Below are 26364 nucleotides of genomic sequence, written 5' to 3'. Positions count from 1 at the left end.
AACACCCGTGAAAAAATCATCAGACAGTCTGCATCAGGAATTTGAGCACCAGCCGGTTCCGCTCAGCCATCGTCACTCTACGCGCTCCGTCTCGGCGGTGTGGTTTGGCTTCCCGATGATCCTCACCAACGCGCTGTTCGGCGGCATCATTACCTGGCACCTCGGTTTCTGGCCGGCAATTATCGCTATCCTGCTCGGCAACCTGGTGCTGTTTGCCTATGTCGGTGCGCTGAGCTGGTTTGCCGGCAATAGCGGAATGAACTTTGCGCTGCAGGCAAAACGGACTTTCGGTACCCAGGGCTATATTCTGGTGTCCGGGTTTCTCTCCATCGTGGTGATCGGCTGGTACGCCTTCCAGACCGGGCTGACCGGGCTGGTGATCAACCAGACCTTTGGCTGGAATGCGCTGGCAGTAACGGCGTTTGCCATGGTGCTTTATACCGCCATCACCTTCCTCGGCGTGCGCGCGCTGTCAGTGCTGGGCATCATCGCTGCGCCGCTATATGTGGTGCTCGGGCTGGTGGCGCTGTGGCTGGTGTCAGAAAATCATGACTTCAGCACTGTCACTGAGTTTAAAGGCAGCGCCAGCGTAGCGGGCGGCATGACGCTGGGTACAGCCGTGACGATGGTTGTGGCCGGTTTTGCCGACTCCGGCACCATGACGGCAGACTTTACCCGCAGGTCGAAAAACGGCAGATCCGCCGTATTTGCCGCGTTCTCCGCGTTTCCACTGGCCAATGGCATCTCCTACCTGTTCGGCGTGGTGATTGTGGCGCTGGGCGCAGCGGTGGATCCGCTCAACAACGGCGGCAACTTCCTGCCGCTGCTGATGGGGCACGGCGTGCTGCTCAGTACCGTGGCCTGCCTGTTTGTCTTTATCAACCTTGGCTCGGTGTGTACCCACTGCCTGTACAACGGCGCGGTGGCCTTTAGCCATATCTTCAGCAGCAAAATGCGCATCTGGACCTTGATCCTCGGTGCGGCGGGCGGTGCGCTGGCGCTGGCCGGAGTGTGGCACTACTTCCTGGAGTGGCTCAGTCTGCTCGGCGTGGTGGTGCCGCCATTTGGTGCGGTGATGATTGTTGACCTGATCTTTATGTCGCGCCTCAGCGGCCAGCGTAAAACTCAGCGTATTCGCGGCAGCGCCTTTGCCGGCTGGGCGTTCGGCAGCCTGTGTGCGGTGGCTGCGCATATCTGGTTTCCGCAGTTTGGCGAAGCGACGATCGGGCTGGTGGCGGGTGCGGTCGGCTATCTGGTGTTGATGAAGATCGGAATGGCGCGCACGGCGGATAAAAAGGTCGTCATCCAGGCATAGCGGCAGGGGCCGAGTTTTTTTGCCCGGCCCTTTATTGACATAACTTACTCACTCTCATAACGTGGATTTCCAATAAAAAACATCGCAGGGAATACTTAATGAGCACGCGTTACGCCGACAGAATGGAGCTGGTCAAGCCTTCAGCAATCAGACAGTTATTACAGTTAGGGGCCGACCCTTCCATTATTTCCTTTGGCGGTGGTTACCCGGACTCCAGCCTGTTTCCGGCGCAGGCGTTGCAGGATATCTACGCCGAGCTGCTCTCCGGCCCGGGTGAAGCTTCCCTGCAGTACACTCACTCGACCGGTATGCCTAAGCTGCGCGAGCAGATCGCCGCCCGCATGGCGCGCGAAGGTATTGCCTGCAGCGACGACAATGTGCTGATTTTACAGGGGAGCCAGCAGGGGCTGGACCTGGCGGCGCGCCTGCTGCTGAACCCGGGCGATATCGTTGCCACCGAAGCGCCGACCTTCCTGGGTGCGCTGCTGGCCTTCAACACTTGCCAGCCTGAGTATCTGGCCGTGCCGATGGACGAACAGGGCATGATGACGGAGGTGCTGGAAGCCGAGCTGCAGGCCGGTAAGCGTATCAAATTCATTTATACCGTACCCGATTTCCATAATCCGACCGGTATCACGCTGTCGCTGGCGCGCCGCCGCCATCTGATCGCGCTCGCTAATCAGTACGACTTTATTATCCTTGAGGATTCGCCGTACCGTGAAGTGCGCTATCAGGGCGAGAAAGTCGCCACGCTGAAAGGTATGGATACGGAAGGGCGGGTAATCTATTTCGGCAGCTTCTCGAAAATTCTGGCACCGGGCCTGCGCCTGGGCTGGTCGGTGGCATCGAAGGAGATCACCGAGAAGCTCGGCCTGCTGAAGCTGGCCGCCGACACGCAGTGCAGCACGTTGAATATGGCGGCGGTGTCGCTGTATCTGGAGCGTCATGACATCGACGAGCATATCCAGACCATCAAAGCACGCTATCTGCGTAAGAAAGAGACCATGCTGGCGGCGATCAAGGCGCACTTTCCGCAGACCATCAGCTTCACCAACCCCGACGGTGGCCTGTTTACCTGGCTGGAGTTCCCGCAAGGGGTCGATACCGCGCAGTTTATGCTGCACCATGCGATACCCGAGGCGAAAGTCGCCTATGTGCCTGGCGGGAGTTTCTTCCCCACGCTGCAGCGCCATAACTTCGCCCGCTTCAGCTACTCGACGCACAGCGACGAGAACATAGTTAAAGGGATTGCGACCCTCGGAAAGGTGCTGAAACAGCATCTTTAACCGCTACCGGAGAGGGGGGTTTTTACAGGAGGCGAGCGGGTCGGCATGCCCGACCCCTACGACGCCGGCACCTGTTTGCCGGGGTAAGGCATGCCTGACCCGCTGGCGATTACTCCAGCGAACGCAGATGATCGTCGCGCCGCAGGCTCATCAGCGCCAGAATGCTGATGGCCGCAGTCACAATCACATAGTAAGCCGGGATATCGTTGTTGCCGGTCTGCTTAATCAGCCCGCTGATAATCAGGCCTGCACAGCCGGAAAACAGCGCATTGGAGAGGGAGTAAGCCAGCCCCAGCCCGGTATAACGTACGTGGGTGGGGAACATTTCCGCCAGCATGGCAGGCCCGGGACCGGCAAGCATGCCGACCATCGCCCCGGCAAACAGCACGATCAGGCATTTCACCAGCAGGCCAATATCCGGCATCTGCAATACCTTCAGCAGCGGCCACGCGCACACCAGCAGCAGCACGCTGGCCGCAATCATTACCGGTTTGCGGCCGATGCGGTCGCTGAGTATGCCGGCAGGCAGGATGGTGAGGGCGAAGCCGATATTCGACAGCACCGCGATAACCAGCGCCTGATTCAGCCCGGTATGCAGCACCGACTGCAGGTAGGTGGGCATCACCACCAGGTAGGTATAACCCGCCGCCGACCACACCATAACGCGGCCGATACCCAGCAGAATGACGCTCAGCACCAGCCCGCTGCGCGCTGCCGTGGGTGGGCTGGCTGCACGCTGCGTATTGCTAAAGGTCGGAGTCTCTTCCAGCTGCATACGCAGCCAGAGTGCGACCAGCCCCATCGGCAGCGCGCTAATAAAGGGGATGCGCCAGCCCCAGGCATGCAGTGACTCCGGGCTCATCACGGCAGAGAGCGTGGCGACCACCGCCGCACCCGCCAGCAGGCCAAACGCCACGGTCAGGGATTGCCAGGCGCCATACAGCCCGCGCTTGCCCTTGGGGGCAAACTCCGTCATCAGGGAGACGGCGCCGCCGTACTCGCCGCCGGCGAACAGCCCCTGAAGGATGCGTAACAGGGTCAGCAGCAGCGGGGCGGCGACGCCAATCGAGGCATAAACCGGCACGAAACCGATCGCGGCGGTCGCCAGCGTCATCAGGATCAACACCGCAACCAGCGTCGGCTTGCGGCCGATTCTGTCGCCGATGCGGCCAAAGATAATCGCCCCGAGCGGACGGAAGAAGAAGGCAACGGCAAAAGAAGCCCAGGTCAGGATGATACCCGTCATCGCCGATTCGCCCTGAAGCGTAAAGAAGTTCTGCGCAATCACCGTGGCCAGAAAGCCGTACACGGCAAACTCATACCACTCAATAAAGTTACCCACCGCGCCCGCCACCAGCGCTTTCTTTCTTAACTGCTCAGGCTTTGTCATTGTTATTTTTACCTTCCGGGAAAACAGAGTACATCAAGGGTAGTTACCCGCTTCCCGTCGGGCAAGCGAGTTTTGGTAGGGGACAGGCATATCCATCCTGACGCCTGCACCGAGCACATTTTTCGTAGTGGACGGGCATGCCCGTCCCTGAAGCCTGCACCGCGCTGATGCAGCCTGCCAGAAAATGATGCCCCAATGCGGAACGCGTATAACCTGCGAAAACGCGAATTCACTGATTACCGGGACTTTTAAAGCTGGCACAACTCTTGCTGAGGTAATGATAGCAGCAGCGTTACACAGATAACTGAACACAATAGCAGGCTAGGGTTCCGGTCCACGCAGGTGGATGACTGGTCCGAGAGCTGGCGACCTCGGTTGGGGTTACACGGCGGGAGAAAAGCCCGGGAGACAGCAACACCACAGGTGTCGCGCTGCCCCTTTTCCGTCAAAAACCGAGGTTACAATGAAACTTTCTCACATCCTCAGCATTTGCCTTCTCAGCGTTACCGCGCTGGCCAGCATTCCCTCACAGGCTGTCGCCAAAAAAGAGTTCAACGTCTGCTGGACCATTTACGCCGGCTGGATGCCGTGGGGCCAGATCGCCACCTCTGGCATCATCGACAAGTGGGCGGCTAAATATGGCATTAAAATCCACGTCACCCAGCTTAACGACTATATCGAATCCATTAACCAGTACACTGCCGGGCAGTTTGATGGCTGCACCATGACCAACATGGATGCGCTTACCATTCCTGCCGCCGGGGGCGTTGACAGTACCGCGCTGATCCTGGGTAGCTACTCTGAGGGCAATGACGGCATCGTGCTGAAAGGCAAGGGCAAGACCCTCAACGATCTGAAAGGGATGAAGGTCTACCTGCCGGAACTGTCGGTATCACACTATCTGCTGGTGCGCGGGCTGGAGAAAGCGGGCCTGGCCGAGAAAGATGTCACGGTGGTAAACACCTCTGATGCTGATATCGTCTCGGCGTTTGCCACCAGCAGCGTGCAGGCGGCCGTGGCCTGGAACCCTCAGCTCTCCGCTATCAAAGCCACGCCGGATACCACGGAAGTATTTGAGTCCTCGCAGGTGCCGGGCGAGCTGATCGATATGATGGTAGTCAACAGTGACGTGCTGAAGGATAACCCGGCGCTTGGCAAAGCCCTGACCGGGGCCTGGTACGAGATGATGAGCAAAATGAAAGCGGGTGATAGCGATGCCCTGAATGCAATGGCAGCCGCTTCCGGCACTGATCTGAAAGGCTACCAGGCGCAGCTGAAAACCACCCACCTGTTTTACACCCCCGCCGACAACCTGAAATTTATTAGCGATGCCGAACTGGCGAAAACCATGCAGCGCGTGGCCCGCTTCTCATTTGAGAAAGGGCTGCTTGGCGACGGCGCGCAGAGTGCTGACTTTATCGGCATGCGCTTCCCCGGCAACGTCACCCAGGGCGACAGCAGCAACGTCAAACTGCGCTTTGACGACAGCTTTCTGAAGATGGCCGCCGACGGCAAGCTATAACCCCACACAGAGGAGCCAACGCCATGCGGCAAATGAATCGTCATCCCGACAGAGGCATGCATCTGATGCTGGTGCTGCTGCCGTTTATTCTGGCGATCGCCGCCTATTTCATCGGCTCCGCCGTGCGGCTGGATGCCAACCCGCACGACAAACTGCTGCCAGGACTCGGGCAGATGATCGACGCGGTGCAGCGCATGGCGTTCACCCCGGACAAGCGCAGCGGCGACTATCTGCTGTGGATGGATACCTCCGTCAGTCTTGGCCGCCTGCTGCTGGGGCTGGGCATCGCCTCGCTGCTCGGACTGGCCTTCGGCATTGCCGCCGGGGTGTTTCCAATGTGGCGCTCGCCGCTGTCGTCGTTTATGACCGTGCTGTCGATGGTGCCTCCGCTGGCTATCCTGCCGGTGCTGTTTATCGTCTTCGGACTCGATGAGCTGTCGAAAATCATGCTGATCGTCATTGGCATTACGCCGATGCTGGCGCGCGACCTTGAACAGCGGGCGCGGGAGATCCCGCAGGAGATCCTGATTAAAGCGCAAACGCTGGGGGCCAATAGCTGGACGGTGGTGCTGCGCGTGGTGCTGCCACAGCTGCTGACCCGGCTGCTGACCTCGCTGCGCCTGCTGCTGGGTTCCGCGTGGCTGTTCCTGATCTCCGCGGAGGCGATCTCCTCGACTGCCGGGCTGGGCTACCGCATTTTCCTCGTGCGCCGCTATATGGCGATGGATGTGATCCTGCCTTATGTGTTCTGGATCACGCTGCTGGCCTGGCTGATGGACCTTGGCCTGCGCCGCCTTAACCGCTGGTGCTTCCCGTGGGCCCAGGGAGAGAAATCATGAGCTTTATCAACATCAACAACATCTGGCAGGAGTATGGCAACCACGTGGTGCTGGAGAACCTCAACCTGAGCATCAACGAAGGGGAGTTCTGCACCATGGTCGGTGCCTCCGGCTGCGGTAAATCGACCTTCCTGCGCCTGCTGCTGGGCCAGGAGAAGCCAAGCCGCGGCAGCATCACGCTACAGGGCGAAACCCTGCCTGCGGAACCGGACGCCAGCCGCGGCGTGGTGTTTCAGCGCTATTCGGTCTTTCCACACCTTAACGTGCTGGATAACGTTGCCATCGGGCTGGAGCTGCCCGCTGCGCGCTTCTGTGGCCGGCTGTTCGGCAGGCGTAAACAGGCGGCGCGCCAGCAGGCGGCCGCGATGCTGGAGCGCGTGGGGCTGGGGCAGGCGTTAAAGAAATATCCGGCGCAGCTCTCCGGCGGCATGCAGCAGCGGCTGGCGATCGCCCAGGCGTTCATCATGCAGCCGCGCATTCTGCTGCTCGATGAGCCTTTTGGCGCACTCGATCCCGGCATCCGTAAGGATATGCACAGCCTGCTGCTGGAGCTGTGGCAGGAAACCGCGCTGACGGTGTTTATGGTGACGCATGACCTGTCGGAGGGCTTTAACCTCGGCACGCGCCTGCTGGTGTTCGACAAAGTGCGCATTGACCCGCACGAACCCAACGCCTGGGGCGCACGCATTACTTATGACCTGCCGCTGAACGAAACCCGACTGCGGCAGCGCCGTCAGCCCGCTGAAGTGCTGATGCACCCAACGGCTTTCGCCCACCCATCCACTCAGGAGATTTCCCATGACGCACCTCTATGAAGAGACCTTACCCGGCGGCGGCCACACCTCACTGGTGATAAAAAAGGGCCAGCTACTGCGCCTTACCGATCTTGAAGGCGGCGCCAACGTCAGCCTGATGCTGCTGAATGCCGATGAGAAAAGTGAACGCCTGAACCTGCCGGATACGCTGAAAGGGCAGCACACCGCCAGACTGACCGCCGGGCACTGCCTCTACTCAGATATGGGGCGCGTGCTGGCGGCCATGGTGACCGATACCTGCGGCTGGCACGACTGCTTTGGCGGCGTGCTGAATGCGGCAGAAGTGGCAGAGAAATACGGCGACGGCCGCTATCAGGAGCTGCGCAACGGCTTCTACCGCAACGGCAGCGATAATCTGCTGGTGGAGCTGGGCAAGTGGGACCTGCGGCTGGAAGACCTGCTGATGGTGCTTAACCTGTTCAGTAAAGTGAGCGTTGATGAAGCGGGCAGCTTCCAGTTTCATCAGAACCACTCCGCGCCGGGCAGCGTGGTTGAGCTGTACGCCCCGATGAACACGCTGGTGGTGCTCACCGCGCTGCAGCATCCGATGGACCCGAACCCGCACTATGCGCCGCGCCCGGTGCAGCTGGCGCTGCGAGATGCCCACGATGAACAGATGCTGGAAGGCTGTAAAACCTCGCGCCCGGAGAACCTGCGCGCCTTGCAGAATATCGAACGCTTTAACGTGACAGGAGCCGTCTGATGACTTTAATTACCAGCGCTAAGCAGGCCAGCGATGCCGTTTTGCGCCACACCATTCCGGCGGGTGAACCCTATCTGTTTGAAGTGAAGAAGGGGCAGACCGTGCGCCTGCACGATCTGGAGGGCAATCAGGCCGTTGATACGCTGTTTTACAGCGCTGCCAACCCGCGCGAGCGCTATGACGCCCAGCGCACGCTGCGCCGCCAGAATAACGCCTACCTGACCAGCGGCAGCGTGCTTTACTCCAACCTTGGCAACCCGCTGCTGACCATTGTTGCCGACACCTGCGGGCGCCACGACACCCTTGGCGGTGCCTGCGCCCAGGAGAGCAATACCGTACGCTATCACGCCGATAAGCGCTACATGCACAGCTGCCGCGATAACTTCCTCTGCGTCTGCATCCACGATGGCCGCCTGCACAAGCGTGACATCGCCGCCAACATCAACTTCTTTATGAACGTGCCGGTGACGCCGGAGGGCGGGCTGACCTTTGCAGACGGTATCTCCGCCGCCGGGAAATATGTTGAGCTGCGCGCCGAATGCGACGTGATTGTGCTGATCTCCAACTGTCCGCAGCTTAACAACCCGTGTAACGGCTGGAACCCGACCGCCGCCGAAGTGCTGGTGTGGAACTGAGCCGCCGAAAATCCTGAGATTTCCCCCGGGGACGACCCCGGGCGGCCTGAAGACTGGCGGGACGGCCCGCCCTGGTGTGAGTCTGACCTATGTTTAAAAAATTGCTGATTGCTAACCGTGGCGCGATTGCGAGCCGGATCCTGCGCTCGCTGCGCGAAATGAACGTCAGCGGCGTGGCGGTGTTTGCCGAAGCCGATGCCAGTAGCCTGCACATCCGCGAGGCCGATGAAGCGGTCAGCCTTGGCGATGGCCCGGCGGCCAACACTTATCTGGTGGTGGAGAAGATCCTTGCGGCGGCACGCGCCAGCGCGGCAGACGCTATCCATCCCGGCTACGGTTTTCTCTCCGAAAACGCCGCCTTCGCCGAAGCCTGTGAATCCGCCGGCATCGCCTTTATCGGCCCGACGCCGCAGCAGCTGCGCCTCTTCGGCCTGAAGCACACCGCGCGTGCGCTGGCGAAACAGCATCAGGTACCGCTGCTGGAGGGAACGGAGCTGCTGGAGAGTGTTGGCGCTGCGCTGATGGCCGCCGAACAGGTCGGCTATCCGGTGATGCTGAAAAGCACCGCAGGCGGGGGCGGCATCGGCATGCGCGTTTGCTACAGCGCTGCTGAACTGAGCGAAGCGTTTGAAGCGGTTAAGCGCCTCGGACAGAATAACTTTAGTGATGCGGGCGTGTTTATCGAGAAGTTTATCGAGCGCGCCCGCCACCTTGAGGTGCAGATTTTTGGTGACGGCCAGGGCGAGGTGATTGCGCTCGGCGTGCGCGACTGCTCGGTGCAGCGCCGCAACCAGAAGGTGATTGAAGAGACGCCGGCAGCCAATCTGCCAGAGGGCATGGCCGATGCGCTCTGTGCCGCCGCCATCAAACTGGCGAAGGCGGTCAGCTACCGCAGCGCCGGAACCGTTGAGTTTGTCTACGACAGCGCCGCCGAACAGTTTTACTTCCTCGAGGTTAATACCCGTCTTCAGGTAGAGCACGGCGTCACCGAACAGGTATGGGGCGTGGATCTGGTGCGCTGGATGATCGCCCTTGCGGCGGGGGATTTGCCGCCGCTGGCAGAGCTTGGCGTGACACTGTCACCGCAGGGCCATGCGATTCAGGCGCGCGTTTACGCCGAAGACCCTGGCCGCCAGTTTCAACCGTCGCCCGGTCTGCTGACCGAGGTGTTTTTCCCACCCGCCGACGGCAAACGTCTGCGCATTGACCGCTGGGTAGAGTCCGGCTGTGAGATCCCGCCATTCTTCGACCCGCTGCTGGCGAAGGTTATTGCCTTTGCAGCCAGCCGCGAACAGGCGACAGCAGCGCTCAGCCAGGCTCTGGGAGAAACCCGCCTGTACGGCGTTGAGACTAACCGCCAGTACCTGCAGCAGATCCTCGCGTCGCAGCCGTTCACCAGCGGCTCGCCGTGGACGCGTTGCCTTGAGAAGCTGCACTACCGCGCCACCACCGTTGAGGTGCTGAGCGCCGGAACGCAAACCACCGTGCAGGACTTCCCGGGCCGCCTTGGCTACTGGGCGGTGGGCGTGCCGCCGTCCGGCCCGATGGACGACCGCGCTTTACGCCTGGGCAACCGCCTGCTGGATAACGACCCGACGGCGGCCGCGCTGGAGATCACCATGAGCGGCCCGACGCTGCGCTTCAATACGGCCAGCGTGGCGGTGGTGACGGGGGCGGCGATCCCGCTCACGCTTGACGGCCAGCCGCTGGCGATGAATCAGACCTTCGCGATCGCGGCAGGCAGCACCTTAACTTTCGGCACCATCGCTGGCCGCGGCGTGCGCAGCTATCTCTGCCTGCGCGGCGGGATCGCGGTGCCGGAGTACCTCGGCAGTAAAAGCACCTTTACCCTCGGGCAGTTCGGCGGCCATGCGGGGCGCGCGCTGCGTACGGGCGACGTGTTGCATCTGAGCGAACTGCGCGATGCCCGCGCCGGGGAGGCACTGCCTGACGCGCTGTGCAGCGATCTGCCAGCGCTGCGCGAGCTGCGGGTTATCTACGGCCCGCACGCTGCGCCAGAGTATTTCACTGCCGGCTACATTGAGACGTTTTTCGCCACCGAGTGGCAGGTGCATTTCAACTCCAGCCGCACCGGGGTGCGGCTGATTGGGCCAAAACCGCAGTGGGTGCGCGACAGCGGCGGCGAGGCCGGGCTGCACCCCTCGAATATCCACGATAATCCGTATGCGGTCGGCGCGGTGGATTTCACCGGGGATATGCCGGTGATCCTCGGGCGCGACGGCCCGAGCCTTGGCGGATTTGTCTGCCCGGTGACGGTGATTGAGGCCGATCTCTGGCAGGTCGGGCAGCTGAAAGCGGGCGATCGCCTGAAGTTTGTCGCGGTGGACGTGGCGACCGCCCGCCAGCTGGCCGCAGAGCGTGAGGCGGAGCTGCAGGCGCTGGCGCCGGTTGATTCCGTCTGGCAGCCTGTGCCGCTGAATTCCCCGGTGGTGCTGGAGTGCGGCACGGGTGATACGCAGCTGGTCGCGCGGCTGAGCGGTGATACCCATCTGCTGCTGGAGATTGGCGCGCCGGAGCTGAACCTGGTGCTGCGTTTTCGCGCTCATGCGCTAATGCAGGCGCTGGAGGCCATTAACCATCCGGCAGTCATCGACCTGACGCCCGGCATCCGCTCGCTGCAGGTTCACTATCGCCCTGAAGCGCTGCCGCTGAGCGAGCTGCTGGCAACGGTCGGTCGGCTGTGGCAAACGGTATGCGCGCAGCAGGATCTGCGCGTGCCGTCGCGCGTGGTTTACCTGCCGCTGTCGTGGGATGACCCCGCCTGCCAGCTGGCGATTGATAAATATATGACCACCGTGCGCCGCGATGCGCCCTGGTGCCCGAGTAACCTTGAGTTTATTCGCCGCATCAACGACCTGGCGGATATTGATGAGGTCTACAAAACGGTGTTTGCCGCCAGCTATCTGGTCATGGGGCTGGGCGATGTCTACCTTGGCGCTCCGGTCGCTACGCCGCTCGATCCGCGCCACCGGCTGGTCACCACCAAGTATAATCCGGCGCGCACCTGGACTGCGGAGAACTCGGTGGGGATCGGCGGGGCGTATCTGTGCGTTTATGGCATGGAGGGGCCGGGTGGCTATCAGTTTGTGGGGCGGACGCTGCAGATGTGGAACCGCTATCGTGAGGTCGCCGATTTCAACGGCAAACCTTGGCTGCTGCGCTTCTTCGACCAGATAAAGTTCTATCCGGTTTCCGCCGACGAGCTGCAGGTTATCCGCCGTGATTTTCCGCTGGGGCGCTATCCGCTGCGCATTGAGCACACCGAGCTGGCGCTGGCCGACTATCAGCAGTTTTTACAGCGCGAAAGTGGGGGCATTGAGGCATTTCGTACGCACCAGCAGTCGGCCTTTAACGCCGAGCGCGAGCGCTGGATCGCCAGCGGTCAGGCGCACTTCGACAGCCAGGAGGAGGCAAGCGCGGCGCCGGATGACGAGCCGCTGCAGGCCGGGCAGCAGGCGGTAGAGAGCGCGATTGCCGGCAATCTGTGGCAGGTGAAGTTCCAGCCGGGCGATGCGGTAAAGCAGGGCGACGTGCTGGTGATTATCGAGGCAATGAAGATGGAGATCCCGCTGCTGGCGCCTTGCGACGGTATTGTCAGCGAGGTGCGCGTCCAGCCCGGTTGCGCGGTGCGCGCCGGCCAGTGCGTGGTGGTGCTGGAAAGTTAACATTATCCTGCAAGGGGCGGACCTTCTTTTGCGGTCCGCCCGGTTTATCTAACGCTGCTGACCAGCCACGCCTGCAGCTGTGTCAACTCTGTCTGCTGGTTGGGAAACGCCGCTGTCAGCAACGCCACCTGCTGGCCGAGCGCCTGCGGTCGATACTCCACGCCGTGTAAATTCTGTGCCAGCTGCTCTAACGGCGCCGGGTTCAGGCTGTCGCTAAATATCTGGCAGCGGCTAATCTTGCCGCGCTCAACGTCAAAGTGGATCTCCACGCCGCCCCAGCTAAAACGCGTATCCAGCAGGTGCTGGAAGTGCGGAGCCTGACCAAAATTCCACTGCCAGCTGCTCTGCTTAGCAAACTGCTCTTTAAAGCCCGGCAGGTCGGGCAGTGCGCTCGGTGAAATAATCTCCGGCTGGCACTGCCCGGCAAAGTGGCTAAAGAATGCCTGCGTTACCGCGCCACAGATCTGCTCAAAGCTAATCCCGGGCACCAGCTCTTCCAGGTTCGCCACGCGCGAGCGCACCGAGGTAATGCCCTTGGCCTGCAGTTTTTTCACATCCGGGTTGAGGTAGTCTGCCAGCCGGGACAGGTCAGCATTAAGCAGGATGGTGCCGTGGTGGAAGCCGCGATCGTGGGTCTCATGATAGGCAGAGCCAGAAATTTTACGCAGCCCGTCGGCGGTATTCACCACCAGATCGTTGCGCCCTGATGCTTCCGCCGGAATACCCAGCGCGTTAAGCGCGTTGAGAATAATCGCCGTTGATACGCTTTTATCGTACTCCGGCTTGCCAGCCATAAAGGTAAAGCAGCAGTTGCCGAGGTCATGAAACACCGCGCCACCGCCGCTGCTGCGCCGCGCCAGGCGAATATTGTCCTCTTCCATTCTGCGCGTGTTGCACTCTTTCCACGGGTTCTGCGAGCGGCCAATCACCACGGTTTCGGCATTGCGCCACAGGAACAGTACGCGCTGGGTGGCGGGCATCTGGCGAAAAATGCACTCCTCGACCGCCAGGTTAAACCAGGGATCGTAAGAATCGGATAACAGCAAACGCAGTGTGGACATTAATGACTCCATGGAGTGTTCAGCGGCGCAGGCATCATACCACCATGAAGCTTAAGAAAAAAAAGAGCATCATTATGATGCTCTTAGTTATGCTGTTGGGGCTACAGGCCGCGCTGTTCCATCAGCAGCGCGAGGTCAACAAGGCGATTAGAGAAGCCCCATTCGTTGTCGTACCAGGCGAGGATTTTCACCATGTTGCCCCCAATCACCAGCGTTGAGAGGGCGTCAATTACCGAGGAACGCGCGTCGCCGCGATAGTCGCTGGAGACCAGCGGCTCCTCGCTGTAGCCGAGAATATCTTTGAGCGGGCCGGACTCCGCCGCCTGGCGGAATGCGGCATTGACTTCCTCCACCGTCACGTCACGATCCAGATTCACCGTCAGGTCAACGATCGACACCACCGGCACCGGGACGCGCAGCGAGTAGCCGGTCATGCGGCCATCAAGTTCCGGGATCACCTTGCCAATCGCCTTCGCAGCGCCGCTGGAATAGGGGACGATGGACTCGGCGGCGGCACGCGCGCCGCGCAGATCTTTCTCTGGCTGGTCGTGCAGGGCCTGGCTATTCGTGTAGGCGTGCGTGGTGTTCATCAGTCCGTGCTTAATGCCGAAGTGCTGATGCAGTACCTGCGCCGCCGGGGCCAGCCCATTGGTGGTACAGCTGCCGTTACTGACCACTTTATGCAGCGCCGGATCGTACTGCTGGTGGTTAACGCCCATTACGATAGTGAGGTCGTCGCCTTTTGCCGGGGCAGAGATGATCACCCGTTTGGCGCCGCCGTGGGTGATATGCACTTCGGCCTGCGCTTTATCGGTGAAGAAACCGGTAGCCTCGATCACGATATCCACTGCGGCGCTGCTCCACGGAATGGTCGCCGGGTCGCGCTGGGAAAAGACCTGAATACGTTGGCCGTCAACCCACAGTTCGCCGTCGCCCGCTTCCACAGGGACGGGCAGCGTGCCGGAGAGCGAGTCATATTTCAGCAGGTGGGCGAGGGTTTTACTGTCGGTGAGGTCGTTGATCGCCACTACCTGAAAATCACTGCGCCCAAGGGCGGCGCGCAGCACGTTACGTCCGATTCTGCCGAAGCCGTTAATACCGATGTTTACCATGGTGAACTCCTTATTATGAGTAATGAGTTCAGTCTGGACTGGCTTCTGAATGGCGTAAATGACAAATTTAGATCAATTTACGCCATTGTGCGCATGGCGAAGCGCTGACGGTATTCACCCGGCGTGAGGTGCAGATTGCGCTCCATCACCCGGCGCAGATTGAGCGCGCTGCCAAAGCCACACAGGCAGGCAATCTGTTCAACGCCGTCGCGGGTCTGCTCCAGCCGCTGACGTGCCGCGCTTAAACGCAGCTCCTCAACATACTTTGCCGGGCTGATGGCGGTTTCACGGGTAAATACCCGGGTGAAGTTGCGCGGGCTCATTGCCACCCGTTCTGCCAGGCTCTGCACCGACAGATCTGCTTTCAGGTTAGCCGCCATCCAGCTTTGCAGCCCGGCAATCGGGCCATCGGCGGCCTGGTTCAGCAGGTAGCGGCTGAACTGGGCCTGGCCGCCGGGGCGGCGCAGATACATCACCAGGTCCTGCGCTACGCAGCGCGCCAGGTCAAATCCGAGGTCGTCTTCCACCAGCGCCAGCGTAAGGTCAAAACCGGAGCTGACCCCGCCGGAGGTCCAGACCGTGCCATCCTGCACGTACAGCGGGCCATTTTGCACGCTGACGTTCGGGAAGCGGGTTTGCAGGGCCTCCATCAGCCGCCAGTGGGTGGTGGCACGCCGTCCTTCCAGCAGGCCCGCCTGCGCCAGCAGCATCGCGCCGCCGCACACGGATGTCACGCGCCCGGCGTGCGGTGCCGCCAGGCGCAGCCAGTCAGCTACCCCGGCATTTTCCTCCTCGGTTAATCCGCGCCCGGTCACCATTATGGTATCGCGCTGCTCACCCGGGTCGAGATCGAGCAGGCGCTGGTCGGCCAGCAGGTTCAGCCCGGACTGGCCGTGGATCACCCGGTGCGGCTGCGTGGTGGCCACGGTGATGTGATAAAAAGCGTCGGCGTGCGCGCGCTGGCGGTTAGCCTGCATCAGAATGTCGGCGACGCCTGCGGATTCAAACAGCATGCCCCCATCGGGGACGATAATCAGGAAAGTGTGCATGGCGGTAAATGTACGATGTATACAGATTAAGTCAATGGGGCGGTAGGGAAAATTAAGGGCCGACCAGAACAGCGGTCGGCCCCTGCGGTTGATGTGCCCGATGATTGTTACCCGTAGGGGCTGACCCTCTTTTTCGGTCAGCCCGTTTATATAAGGGCCGACCAGAACAGCGGTCGGCCCCTACGATTGATGTGTCGGACGGTTATTTCCGTAGGGGTTGACCTTCTTTTTCGGTCAACCCGATACAGTGAGTTCCCTTAGCTGAATATCAGCAATCAAACGCCATATTTGTCATAATTGTGGCGCTTTACTAATTATTATCGCTCTGATTATATTAATTAAATTCGACAAATCCTGTTGCTGATGGCCTGTGCCATCCGGCATCGCTTTGCCTGTTAATTAAGGGAAATCATGAGCCAGTCAGCGCAACAAACTGCGGCACTTACACGCCCAGAAAATCCTCCGGCCAGGGTGATCCTCAGCGATGAGCTGGCGCTCTGCGCCGCGCGTGCGGTGGCCGATCTGGCGCTGCGCGATGCCGCCACTCGTGACCGCGAACGCATCTACCCGCTGGAGGCGCTGGAGCTGTTCAGCCGCTCCGGCCTCGGCAGTATCTCCGTGCCGCGCGAATTCGGCGGCGGCGGGCTCTCTTACCGCACCGTGGCGGAAGTATTCCGCATTATTTCGGCCGCCGACCCGTCCCTCGGGCAGATCCCGCAGAACCACTTCGGACTGATTCAGTTCCTGCGCGATGAGGGTACCTTCGCACAGCAGCAGCGCCTGTTTTCTGCCGTAGTGCAGGGGCAGCGTTTAGGCAACGGTGGCCCGGAGAAGAACACCCGGCACACCCGGGACGTGCAGGCACGGCTGCGGCAGCGTGAAGGCGGGCTGCGGCTCTCCGGCAGTAAGTTCTACTCCACCGGTGCACTGTTCGCCGACATCATTGTTACCACCGCTATCGACGACAGCGGCCAGCCGGTGATGGCGTTTATGCCCCGCGATTCCGCCGGGCTGGAGATCGTTGATGACTGGTCCGGCATCGGGCAGCGCACCACCGCCAGCGGCACTATCCATCTGGATGAGGTGGCGGTGGAGGCTGCGCTGGTGATCCCCACGCCCGCCAGCGATAAACCGTCGCTGCGCGGCCCGGTATCGCAGCTGATCCAGGCGGCTATCGACGGCGGAATTGCCCGCGGCGCCTTTGATGAGGCCTGCGCCTTTGTGCGCCAGCATTCCCGGCCGTGGGTGGATGCCGGAGTGGAGCGCAACAGCGACGACCCGCACCTGCAGGCCGACGTCGGGCGCGTGTGGGTCGAGATTGCCGCGGCGGATGCGCTGCTGCGCCGGGCGGCACGCTTTCTCGATGAGGTCGACCCTGCCAGCCTGGATGCGGCCACGGCGGCGCGCGCCTCCATCGTGGTGGCGGAGGCCAAAGTGCTGACGACCCAGGCGGCGCTGAGGGCCAGTGAGAAGCTGCTGGAGTGGGGCGGCAGCCGCGCCACGCTCGCTGAGCATAACCTTGACCGCCACTGGCGCAATGCGCGCACCCATACGCTGCACGACCCGATCCGCTGGAAGTTTCACGCCATCGGCAACTACTACCTCAACGGTGTCTTTCCGGTGCGCCATGCCTGGATATAAGGAGCACGTCATGCCAACCAGTCAGGTTCAGGCCAAAAATCCCGCCAGCCGCATTCACAGTGCTGAGCAGGCTATCGAGGTTGCTCAGCAGCTGGCGCAGGAGTTTCGCAGCGGATCTTCACGCAGGGACCGCGAGCGCGAACTGCCGCACGCGCAGTTGCAGGCGCTGTTTGCCTCCGGGCTGGGCGCGATTACCGTACCGGCCGAATTCGGCGGCGCTGCGCTCTCTTCGGCGGTGCTGGCGCAGGCGATCGCCATTCTGAGTGAGGCCGATGCCGCGATTGGTCAGGTGCCGCAGAACCACTTTTATGCGCTGGAGGTACTGCGCGTCAACGGCAGCCCGGCGCAGCAGCAGCGTTTTTATCAGGAGGTGCTGGACGGCGTGCATCTCGGCAACGCGCTGGCGGAGTTCAGCTCGGCGGCGGCCCATCAGCGCTGTACGGCGGTGTTGCCGCAGGGTGCGGATTTACTGCTTAACGGCCAGAAGTTTTACGCCACCGGCGCGCTGTATGCTGACCGCATTCCCACTGCGGCGCGTGATGCCAGCGGCAGGGAACAGCTGGTATTTGTCCCGCGCTTTCAGCCTGGCGTCAGCGTGATCGACGACTGGTCCGGATTCGGGCAGCGTACCACCGGCAGCGGCACGGTCACCTTTGATCACGTCAGGGTCGACCCGCAGGATATCGTGCCGTTTCAGAGCGCCTTTGAGCGCCCGACCACCGTGGGGTCATTCGCGCAGATCATGCATGCCGCCATCGAACAGGGCATCGCCCGCGCCGCATTTAACGACATGCTGAACTTTATCAACAGCCGTGCGCGCCCGTGGCCCGATGCCGGGGTGGATCACGCCGCGCAGGATACGCTGACCATCGATCGCGTGGGCCAGATTGCGCCACGCCTGCAGGCCGGTGACGCCCTCCTGCAGGAGGCGGGTGAAGCGGTAGACGCCGCGCAGCGTAACCCGGATGCCGACAGCGTGGCGGCGGCCTCGATTGCCGTTGCCATCGTGCGCGCCTGGACCACCGAGCTGGCGCTGGAGGCATCCAACCTGCTGTTTGAGCTTTCCGGCACCCGCTCCGCGCTACGCGAGCATAACCTTGACCGACACTGGCGCAATGCCCGCACCCATACGCTGCACGACCCGGTGCGCTGGAAGTATCCGGCGATCGGCAACTATCTGTTAAACGGTGCGTTACCCGCCCGCAGGGGGACGCTGTGAGCAAAAAAATCCTGCTTAACGCCTTCAATATGAACTGCGTCGGGCATATCCATCACGGCATGTGGACCCATCCGCTTGACCGCTCCACCGAGTTTAACGACTTACGCTACTGGCTGGACCTGGCGCGTACCCTGGAGCGCGGCCTGTTTGACGGGCTGTTTATTGCCGATATCCTCGGCGTGTATGACGTCTATCAGCAGGGGATTACGCTGACCGCCAGCGAGTCGGTGCAGCTGCCGGTTAACGATCCGCTGATGCTGGTGTCGGCGATGGCCAGCGTCACCGAGCACCTCGGCTTCGGGCTGACCGCCAACCTGAGCTACGAGGCGCCATACCCGTTTGCCCGCCGTTTTTCCACCCTCGACCATCTCACTAATGGCCGCGTGGGCTGGAACATTGTTACCGGTTATCTCGACAGCGCCGCGCGGGCGATGGGGCAGCCGCAGCTGCTTGGCCACGACGAGCGCTACGACCAGGCGGACGAGTTTCTCGACGTCAGCTACCAGCTGTGGGAGGGCAGCTGGCAAGAGGGTGCAGTGCTCGCCGACCGCCAGCAGCGCCGCTACGCCGATGCGGCAAAAATTCATCCGGTGCGCCATCACGGTAAGTATTACCAGCTGGAGGGGTACCATCTCAGCTCCCCGTCACCGCAGCGCACGCCGCTGCTGTTTCAGGCCGGGAGTTCGGCACGCGGCGTGCAGTTTGCCGCCCGCCACGCGGAGTGTAGCTTTGTTAACGGCAGCACCCCGCAGGCGATGCGCACCCAGGTGGACACGCTGCGCCGCGCCGCGCGCGATGCCGGGCGTGAACCGGGTGATGTGAAGGTGTTTATGGGCGTGTCGGTGATTGTCGCGCCCACGGAAAAGGAGGCGCAGGAGAAGCATCAGGAGTACCTGCGCTATGCCAGCCCGGAAGCGGGGATTGCCCACTTCTCCAGCTCTATCGGCATCGATCTCGCCCGCTTCGGGCTGGATGAGCCGATCGACAGCGGCTCCGGGCGCGCCATCGAGTCGGTCAGCAAAACCTTCAGCGGCTGGACACGGCGGCGGCTGCTGGAGCAGCACGCCCTCGGTGGCCGCTATCCGCTGATTGTTGGCAGCCCGTCGCAGGTGGCCGACCAGCTTATTCACTGGCTGGATGAGGCGGATATCGACGGCTTTAACCTGACGCGCATCGTCAATCCGCAGAGCTATATCGATTTCATCGAGCTGGTCATACCGGAACTTCAGCAGCGCGGGCGTTATAAAACCGCCTATCAGCCCGGCACGCTGCGCCACAAACTCTTCCACCACGACCGCCTGCCGCTGCGCCATCCGGCCGCCCGGTGGCGTCGCGATCTTTGAACATCTGGGACATATAAAGGGGTCATCATGAAAATAATTAAAACACTGTTACTGACCGCGCTGCTCAGCGGAAATGCGCTGGCGGCCGATTACAGCGGGCCGCTCAAAGTCGGCACCACCTCGGCCTTCGCACCGCCACTGGAAACCGCCGTGGCAGAGGCAAAGAAACAGGGGCTGGCGGTGGAACTGATTGAGTTCAGCGACTGGACGGCGCCTAACGTCAGCGTCGAAAACGGCGATATCGACGTTAACCTGTTCCAGCATCAGCCGTTTCTTGATAACGCCAATCAGCAGGGCGGATTTCATCTGGTGAAGTACGCCCCGGCGATTATTAATAATGTCGGCCTGTACTCGAAAAAGCACAGCAGTCTCGATCAGATCCCTGACGGCGGCACGGTGGCGATTGCCAATGACCCCATCAACGGCGGGCGCGGCCTGCTGCTGCTGCAAAAGGCGAAGCTGATAACCCTAAAGCCCGGCGCGGGGCTGAAGTCTACCGTTGACGATATTGTGGCTAACCCGAAGCACCTGAAGATTATTGAAGTGGAAGCGGTGCAGCTGTCGCGCTCGCTGGAGGAGGTTGATCTCGCACAGGGCTATCCGCACTATCTGCGCGCCTCCGGCGTGATTGACCCGAATAACGCGCTGTTGTTTGACGGGCTGGAGCACCCGGAATATGTGATTCAGTTTGTTATCCGCGACGGGCACCAGGACGATCCGCGCCTGAAGAAGTTTGTTGATATCTATCAGCACTCCCCGGTGGTGCGCGCCAGCCTCGATAAGTTTTACGGCAAGCTCTATCAGCCTGGCTGGCAGCAGTAAGCATGGCGACGATGACGTGGGATGAGCTAACAGAAGCTGATGCCGTAAGCCCGGATGGCTCGACGCATGTGGCGATTCAGGGGTTGGTGAAACGCTATTCCGGCCAGCCGCTGGATGCGCTGCACGATATCAACCTGACGATCCCGCGCGGGGCTATCTACGGTATTATCGGGCGCAGCGGCGCGGGCAAGTCCTCGCTGATCCGCTGTCTTAACCGGCTGGAAACGCCCACGGCGGGGCGCGTGGTGGTGGATGGTGTCGATATTAACCGCCTGACTCAGCGTGAGCTGGTTGAATGGCGGCGCGGCACCGGCATGATATTCCAGCACTTCAACCTGCTGTCGGCGAAAAGCGTGCGTGAGAATATCGAGCTACCGCTGAAGGTGGCGGGCGTTTCTCCACCGCTGCGCAAAAAGCGGGTTGATGAGCTGCTGGCGCTGGTCGGGCTGGAAGAACGCCAGCACGCCTGGCCAGCGCAGCTTTCCGGCGGGCAGAAGCAGCGGGTAGGGATTGCCCGGGCGCTGGTGCATCAGCCGCAGCTGCTGCTGTGCGATGAAGCCACCTCGGCACTTGACCCGGAGACTACCGCCTCGATTCTGGCGTTGCTGCGCGAGATTAATCAGCGGCAGGGCATCACCATCGTGCTTATTACCCATGAGATGAATGTGATCCACGATCTGTGCCACCAGGTGGCGGTACTGGAGCAGGGCAAGGTGATAGAGCAGGGCCCGGTGTGGGCGGTGTATGGCGATCCGCAGCAGCCGACCACCCGCATCCTGCTCAATCCTCAGCATAGCGGTCTGCCGGAAGCGCTGCTGGCGCACCTGCATCGCGCTCCCCAGACGCAGAGTGACCAGCCGCTGCTGCGCCTGAGCTATACCGGTCAGGGGGCGGTGCCGCAGCTCGGGCTACTGGGTGAGGAGGTTATCCTGATCCAGAGTGCGCTGGAGTGGGTGCAGGGCCGACAGATTGGCCATATCGTATTGCAGGCGGCCAGACAGCCGCTGCCGTTTAATCCTGCCAGCATTCCGCAGACGCTGGCTGACCGCGTGGAGGTGCTGGGCTATGTCACTCCAGCTTGAACGTTTATGGCAGGGGCTGCTCGATACGCTGATGATGGTCGGAGCCTCCTCGTTGGCCGCGCTGCTGTTGGGGTTGCCGCTGGCGGTGATATTAGTGATTACCGATCGCAATAATCTCTTCGCCAATCCGCTGCTTAATCGCCTGTTGGGCTGGGTCGTCAACCTGTTCCGCTCGGTGCCATTTCTGATCCTGATGGTTGCGCTGATCCCCTTTACCCGACTGGTGGTGGGTACCTCCTATGGCGTGTGGGCCGCCGTTGTCCCACTGACGCTGGCTGCAACGCCGTTCTTTGCGCGTATTGCCGAGGTGAGCCTGCGCGAGGTGGATAAAGGGTTGGTGGAGGCGGCGCAGGCGATGGGCTTCCATCGGCGGCATATCATCTGGCATGTGCTGCTGGCAGAGGCGCGCCCGGGGATTGTCAGCGGATTTACCATTACGCTGGTCACCATGATTAATGCTTCGGCAATGGCGGGCGCGATTGGTGCGGGCGGGCTGGGGGATATTGCTTACCGCTACGGCTATCAGCGTTTTGACTCGCAGGTGATGCTCACGGTGATAATCGTGCTGGTGGCGCTGGTTACGGTATTACAGCTGTGCGGCGATCGGCTGTCGCGGCATTTAAATCATCGATAATGTGGTACTTTAGTTACAACGTACAGATATAACTATGAGTGTGTCATCTGTAACTACCGCGCTATCATTGAGGCTGCAGGCCGTTCAGGAGGACATTTTTAACGGTGCTACGTCAATCTTCCTGTATCACAGTACTGCAAAAACATCAGAATTCACGTAGCGCGATCTGTTTTATATTTTACTTTATATTCAATAGGATAGGAAGTTACGGAGTGTCGATGACCCTCTTTTGCTTCAAATGGATAAGGAGTGGGGAATAGTGCATAGTCAGACATTTAAGCTGAGGTCGTACCAACATTCTGACCTCGAAGGGGTGATTACGGTGTTTGAACGCGCTGTGTGCGAGACAGCCTCACACGATTATAATCCTGCACAGATTGCAGCCTGGGCACAGGTTGATCGGGAGTCCTGGCAAAAGCGGCTGCTCGACAGTCACTGCTGGGTTGCCAGCATCGAGGATAAGATAGTGGGTTTTGGCAACGTAGAGTTTGATGGTCATCTCGATCTGATGTTCACCCATCCGGAGTATCTGCGCACCGGGGTGGCCAGTGCGCTGTTGGAAAAACTGGAGTACGCCGTTATTGCCATGGCGTTGCCGGAGATATTTACTGAGGCCAGCGTCACGGCTGAGCCATTTTTCAGCAGGCGAGGGTACCAACTGCTCGCAGCACAACAGGTGCAGGTGCGTGGCCAGAACTTTATCAACTACCGCATGAGTAAATCACTGCTTTAGCCGGTCGATGACGACAGGCGCGCGGTGATAACTTCCATGCCGATCTGCTGACCATATGACAGCTCCAGCGTATTGCCATCAGGATCCGCAAAGAAAGCCCAGTAGCCAACCGGTGCAGCAGATTGCTGCGCTGCACGGCGCAAAACGCCTTCCTGCTCAGCCAGTTTGACCTTGGCATCGATCTCCTCGCGGCTACCGCAGGCCACGCCAATATGACCGAAGGGTCCCAGCGGTGTGTCATTACTGATTTCTGACTGCACCAGCACCAGCGCGAACGGCCGCGTCAGGTCAGACAGCCACGCCACTTTTTGTGCTTCAGCAATCCCGGGTTCACGCTGATGAATAATCTGCATGCCTGCGTAACGCTGATAAAATTCGACGCTTTTCGACAGGTCTTTCACCTGTAAAGCCAGATGACTAAATCCAACATCATTGTCTGACATGAGCCGTTCCTGTGGGTGATGAGTGAATGCATCATGACACAGGCAAAAGGTGGCAGTTGATCGTGAGTGCGTTTTACAGGCAACGCTACGTAAATCCTGGCGTGGGAGAGCCCACACAATTTCGTAGAATTCACGTAGCGCTGCCTGAATTGACATCCGTAAGAGCAGGGCAATGAGGCTGGTCAGAAAGCCCTGACGGATTAACTACCTGATATCTTATTTAACATAATATACATTATACGCACCGATAACGTCAGTCCCAAGCGATAACGTCAGTCCCAAGCGATAACGTCTTGTTCTAGCAAAGTTAAAATGTCGTACTCCGGTTAGCCTGTTCTTATTCAGGCAGCCAGGATTATCACTATTAGGTTGGTCACCATGTCGCCCTGCAACGGCGATCCTGCCGCTGCTTTGGGGAGTTCTTAACCGCCTTGCGGTGATCCAGGCCTTTGATGAAAAAATGCCTGCGACGTCGTGATGCTGCTTCACCACTCGGGCTGACTGAATGTCAGGTGCAGCGACTAAATGACTCGCGAGACAGCCAGGGGCTATCCACCAGTACCCTCGCCTTGCTGTCATCACCGTTAATGATATGCAAAGTACTCAGTCGACCAATTTCGTAATGCGGTAACTGTACCGTAGATAACGGCGGCAAAAACAGGTTGCCAATGCCTACATGATTATCGTAACCAATAACCCCGATATCCTGCGGGATACGAATTCCTTTAGCCAAAAGCGTCTGATACACCATAAATGCGATGCGGTCATTCCCGCAAATCACCGAATCAAACTGAGGTATCCCCTGACGAATATGAGCCATGAGAAGGTCGGGAATGTCACGGTAGTGCTCATCGCCAAGCTGCATATAGTAATGATCCAGCGTACCGGGATCGATGCCTGCCTCAAGACAGGCGCGCGCCATTCCCTTTTGGCGACGGGACGTCGCCAGGTGGTTGGCGGGTAAATGCAGACAGATAGGCCGACGATATCCTGCTGCCAACAAGGCTCTAACTGCAGTGTACTGGCCCTTCTCGTCATCGGGTATGTAACAGGCAACGGGCTCGTCTTTATTCTCGCAATTTGCCAGAACACAGGGATGTGTCAGCAGCTTGGGCGGTATGCGTACTTCACGCAGCCCCATGGTAGTGAAAATGATGCCACCGGGCCGATGAGCAAGCAGCAGATCGACAATTTCGTCCGGATTATCATCAGAGAACATGTTAACCACGAAGCTTTTCCAACCGTGTGCGCGCGCGGTCTCCTCGATTGACAGCGTGATTTCGACGGAAAAGGGTGTGGTTACCGTATCCAATGCCAGTACGCCAATCGTCTTGTTTTTAGTCCCCACACTGCGGATCTGTTTTGCCGACAAATCGGGTACGTAGTTCAAATGCAGAATCGCTTCCTGCACGCGTGCAAGGGTCTCGGGCTTTACGCGTTCAGGGTAATTAAGCGCCCGCGAAACTGTCATTAACGATACATTGGCCATTCTGGCCACATCTTTCAAAGACGCCATAACCTTCCATTTTGCGAAAATCCGGATACTTCATTGCGCCGCAAGCGAACAGCCGTAATCAAGTTATCCATAGAGTTGAACCCACTATTCTAAGCTTTGAGCCTGTTATTTTGGGAATTTGGCAAAGAAATTTGATACAGATCTCACAATACCAATGTTAACGTTAACTTTTGTGATTAACATCGGATATTGCCATAAAACTCGGTGCCGGCGTATAATGTTAACGTTACCATGTGCGCATATAAATCGCTATGAGATTGCTCAGATGAAAAAAAAGCCTTCCCGCAGCTATATGCTGCTCAGCGCCCTGCTGTTCTTTTTCTTTGTCACATGGTCTTCGTCCAGCTCCCTTCTTTCTATCTGGCTCCACCAGGAAGTGGGTTTAAAAGCCTCCGAGACGGGTATTATCTTTTCCGTCTTATCAGTATCAGCCCTTTTCGCTCAGGTCTTTTACGGCTTCATTCAGGATCGTCTTGGTCTGCGCAAAAACCTGCTGTGGTTTATGGCCGCCCTGCTGATCCTCTCCGGGCCTGCGTATCTCTTCTTCAGCTATTTGCTCAACCTCAATATTCTGCTGGGAAGTGTTTTTGGTGGCCTGTTTATTGGTCTGACGTTTAATGGCGGTATAGGCGTGCTGGAATCCTATACCGAGCGCGTTGCGCGTCAGAGTACCTTTGAATTTGGACGGGCCCGCATGTGGGGTTCTCTCGGTTGGGCCGTTGCCACGTTTTTCGCCGGACTGCTGTTTAACATTAACCCCAATCTTAATTTCCTGGTGGCGTCATGCTCTGGCCTGGTTTTCTTTTTCATGCTGGCCCGATTAAAAATTGCGGCACCGGCGAGCATGGAAAAACTGGAGATTGGGGCTAAAAAGGTTTCTCTGGAAGATGCTATCCGGCTGCTAACGCTACCGCGTTTCTGGGCACTTATTTTCTTCGTGATTGGAACCTGTATTTACGGTGTATACGACCAGCAATTTCCGGTTTATTTTTCCTCACAGTTTCCTACCTTGCGCGAAGGGAACGCGATGTTTGGTTATTTAAACTCCTTCCAGGTACTTCTGGAAGCGGCAGGCATGTTCTGCGCACCCTGGCTGGTTAACAAAATTGGTGCCAAAAATGGCCTGATATTCGCCGGAATGGTAATGGCTCTGCGTATGATCGCTTCCGGGCTGGTTGAAGGACCCCTGCTCATTTCTATTACAAAACTGCTACATGCCCTGGAATTGCCGATACTGTTGGTTGCCATTTTCAAATATAACAGCCTGAACTTCGACAAGCGTTTGTCTTCCACAATTTATCTGGTGGGTTTTGCCTGTACCAGTTCAGTTATTGGCACCGTGTTATCGCCGCTGGCGGGTTTCAGCTACGAAAAATTTGGTTTCGCTCAATCCTATCTGATAATGGGCATTATGGTGTTCTGCACCACGTTTATTTCCATCTTCCTTTTGCGCCCAAATAAACCCACAACTGAACACCCCTTTTTACAGCAAGATGCTGTGTAATTTTCGGGAGAAAG

At 59.4% G+C, this 26364-nt stretch carries 22 protein-coding genes and 1 riboswitch; of the genes, 16 read left to right on the top strand and 6 right to left on the bottom strand.

Annotated elements, in window-relative coordinates; all coding sequences use genetic code 11:
* Positions 1–7 precede the first annotated feature (7 nt).
* Entirely contained in the window at positions 8–1315 is a 1308-nt protein-coding gene (locus tag ID864_RS17100; RefSeq protein ID WP_191149439.1) for a purine-cytosine permease family protein, read from the top strand.
* A gap of 98 nt (positions 1316–1413) precedes the next feature.
* Positions 1414–2601, top strand: a complete 1188-nt coding sequence (locus tag ID864_RS17095) for an aminotransferase-like domain-containing protein (RefSeq protein WP_099753841.1) — start codon at positions 1414–1416, stop codon at positions 2599–2601.
* Between the two features lie 109 nt (positions 2602–2710).
* On the opposite strand, the gene ID864_RS17090 is transcribed toward ID864_RS17095, so the two are convergent.
* Entirely contained in the window at positions 2711–3991 is a 1281-nt protein-coding gene (locus ID864_RS17090; RefSeq protein ID WP_048917983.1) for an MFS transporter, read from the bottom strand.
* Between the two features lie 310 nt (positions 3992–4301).
* A riboswitch (guanidine-I (ykkC/yxkD leader) is annotated at positions 4302–4401 on the top strand.
* 53 nt (positions 4402–4454) lie between these two features.
* Here ID864_RS17090 and ID864_RS17085 point away from each other — a divergent pair.
* The 6 genes from ID864_RS17085 to uca all read left to right on the top strand — a co-directional run bounded on the left by ID864_RS17085 (position 4455) and on the right by uca (position 12191).
* Positions 4455–5513 carry a putative urea ABC transporter substrate-binding protein gene (locus ID864_RS17085; protein WP_191149438.1) on the top strand — a complete coding sequence of 353 codons (1059 nt, stop codon included), beginning with the start codon at positions 4455–4457 and terminating at the stop codon, positions 5511–5513.
* Between the two features lie 23 nt (positions 5514–5536).
* On the top strand, positions 5537–6352 hold the full coding sequence (locus tag ID864_RS17080) for an ABC transporter permease (RefSeq protein WP_191149437.1): 816 nt from the start codon (positions 5537–5539) through the stop codon (positions 6350–6352).
* Positions 6349–7167: an ABC transporter ATP-binding protein gene (locus tag ID864_RS17075; RefSeq protein WP_048917980.1), complete on the top strand. Its 819-nt coding sequence runs from the start codon at positions 6349–6351 to the stop codon at positions 7165–7167. The genes ID864_RS17080 and ID864_RS17075 overlap by 4 nt, the downstream gene beginning before the upstream one ends.
* A complete protein-coding gene (locus ID864_RS17070) occupies positions 7151–7870 on the top strand; it encodes an urea amidolyase associated protein UAAP1 (protein ID WP_048917979.1) in 720 nt (239 codons plus the stop codon). Before ID864_RS17075 ends, ID864_RS17070 begins: the two co-directional genes overlap by 17 nt.
* Complete coding sequence (locus ID864_RS17065; protein ID WP_191149436.1) at positions 7870–8505, top strand: urea amidolyase associated protein UAAP2; 636 nt, start codon at positions 7870–7872, stop codon at positions 8503–8505. The genes ID864_RS17070 and ID864_RS17065 overlap by 1 nt, the downstream gene beginning before the upstream one ends.
* Positions 8506–8594: 89 nt before the next feature.
* Positions 8595–12191 (top strand): urea carboxylase, encoded by a 3597-nt coding sequence (gene uca, locus ID864_RS17060; RefSeq protein ID WP_191149435.1) that lies wholly within the window; start codon positions 8595–8597, stop codon positions 12189–12191.
* Positions 12192–12235: 44 nt separating this feature from the next.
* Here uca and ID864_RS17055 read toward each other — a convergent pair whose 3' ends face one another.
* The 3 genes from ID864_RS17055 to ID864_RS17045 all read right to left on the bottom strand — a co-directional run bounded on the left by ID864_RS17055 (position 12236) and on the right by ID864_RS17045 (position 15413).
* Complete coding sequence (locus ID864_RS17055) at positions 12236–13252, bottom strand: lipoate--protein ligase A (RefSeq protein ID WP_048917976.1); 1017 nt, start codon at positions 13250–13252, stop codon at positions 12236–12238.
* Between the two features lie 101 nt (positions 13253–13353).
* Positions 13354–14364, bottom strand: a complete 1011-nt coding sequence (gene gap, locus ID864_RS17050) for a type I glyceraldehyde-3-phosphate dehydrogenase (RefSeq protein ID WP_191149434.1) — start codon at positions 14362–14364, stop codon at positions 13354–13356.
* A gap of 77 nt (positions 14365–14441) precedes the next feature.
* Positions 14442–15413: a GlxA family transcriptional regulator gene (locus ID864_RS17045; RefSeq protein ID WP_191149433.1), complete on the bottom strand. Its 972-nt coding sequence runs from the start codon at positions 15411–15413 to the stop codon at positions 14442–14444.
* A gap of 411 nt (positions 15414–15824) precedes the next feature.
* On the opposite strand from ID864_RS17045, the gene ID864_RS17040 reads away from it, so the two are divergent.
* The 7 genes from ID864_RS17040 (at position 15825) to ID864_RS17010 (ending at position 22887) form a co-directional block, all read left to right on the top strand.
* Positions 15825–17054 carry an SfnB family sulfur acquisition oxidoreductase gene (locus ID864_RS17040; protein WP_048917973.1) on the top strand — a complete coding sequence of 410 codons (1230 nt, stop codon included), beginning with the start codon at positions 15825–15827 and terminating at the stop codon, positions 17052–17054.
* Between the two features lie 10 nt (positions 17055–17064).
* Positions 17065–18273, top strand: coding sequence for an SfnB family sulfur acquisition oxidoreductase (locus ID864_RS17035; protein ID WP_191149432.1), 1209 nt, complete (start codon positions 17065–17067; stop codon positions 18271–18273).
* Positions 18270–19616: an LLM class flavin-dependent oxidoreductase gene (locus ID864_RS17030; RefSeq protein WP_288497739.1), complete on the top strand. Its 1347-nt coding sequence runs from the start codon at positions 18270–18272 to the stop codon at positions 19614–19616. The genes ID864_RS17035 and ID864_RS17030 overlap by 4 nt, the downstream gene beginning before the upstream one ends.
* A 27-nt stretch (positions 19617–19643) precedes the next feature.
* A complete protein-coding gene (locus tag ID864_RS17025) occupies positions 19644–20438 on the top strand; it encodes a MetQ/NlpA family ABC transporter substrate-binding protein (RefSeq protein WP_062818536.1) in 795 nt (264 codons plus the stop codon).
* Positions 20439–20440: 2 nt separating this feature from the next.
* Positions 20441–21520: a methionine ABC transporter ATP-binding protein gene (locus tag ID864_RS17020; protein WP_048917970.1), complete on the top strand. Its 1080-nt coding sequence runs from the start codon at positions 20441–20443 to the stop codon at positions 21518–21520.
* Positions 21504–22154: a methionine ABC transporter permease gene (locus ID864_RS17015; RefSeq protein ID WP_048917969.1), complete on the top strand. Its 651-nt coding sequence runs from the start codon at positions 21504–21506 to the stop codon at positions 22152–22154. Before ID864_RS17020 ends, ID864_RS17015 begins: the two co-directional genes overlap by 17 nt.
* 322 nt (positions 22155–22476) lie before the next feature.
* Positions 22477–22887 (top strand): GNAT family N-acetyltransferase, encoded by a 411-nt coding sequence (locus tag ID864_RS17010; RefSeq protein WP_230048468.1) that lies wholly within the window; start codon positions 22477–22479, stop codon positions 22885–22887.
* On the opposite strand, the gene ID864_RS17005 is transcribed toward ID864_RS17010, so the two are convergent.
* Together ID864_RS17005 and ID864_RS17000 are read right to left on the bottom strand one after the other, a co-directional pair.
* A complete protein-coding gene (locus ID864_RS17005; RefSeq protein ID WP_048917967.1) occupies positions 22884–23330 on the bottom strand; it encodes a VOC family protein in 447 nt (148 codons plus the stop codon). The two genes, ID864_RS17010 and ID864_RS17005, sit on opposite strands and share 4 nt — an antisense overlap.
* Positions 23331–23838: 508 nt before the next feature.
* Complete coding sequence (locus ID864_RS17000) at positions 23839–24846, bottom strand: LacI family DNA-binding transcriptional regulator (RefSeq protein WP_191149431.1); 1008 nt, start codon at positions 24844–24846, stop codon at positions 23839–23841.
* Between the two features lie 265 nt (positions 24847–25111).
* Here ID864_RS17000 and ID864_RS16995 point away from each other — a divergent pair, with 265 nt between their 5' ends.
* On the top strand, positions 25112–26350 hold the full coding sequence (locus tag ID864_RS16995) for an MFS transporter (RefSeq protein WP_099753822.1): 1239 nt from the start codon (positions 25112–25114) through the stop codon (positions 26348–26350).
* The last annotated feature ends 14 nt before the right edge of the window (positions 26351–26364 follow it).

This window comes from Erwinia aphidicola, assembly GCF_014773485.1.
Classification (GTDB): domain Bacteria; phylum Pseudomonadota; class Gammaproteobacteria; order Enterobacterales; family Enterobacteriaceae; genus Erwinia; species Erwinia aphidicola.
Note: the sequence above shows the minus strand (reverse complement) of the source record. Positions and strands in the feature narration are given on the sequence as shown.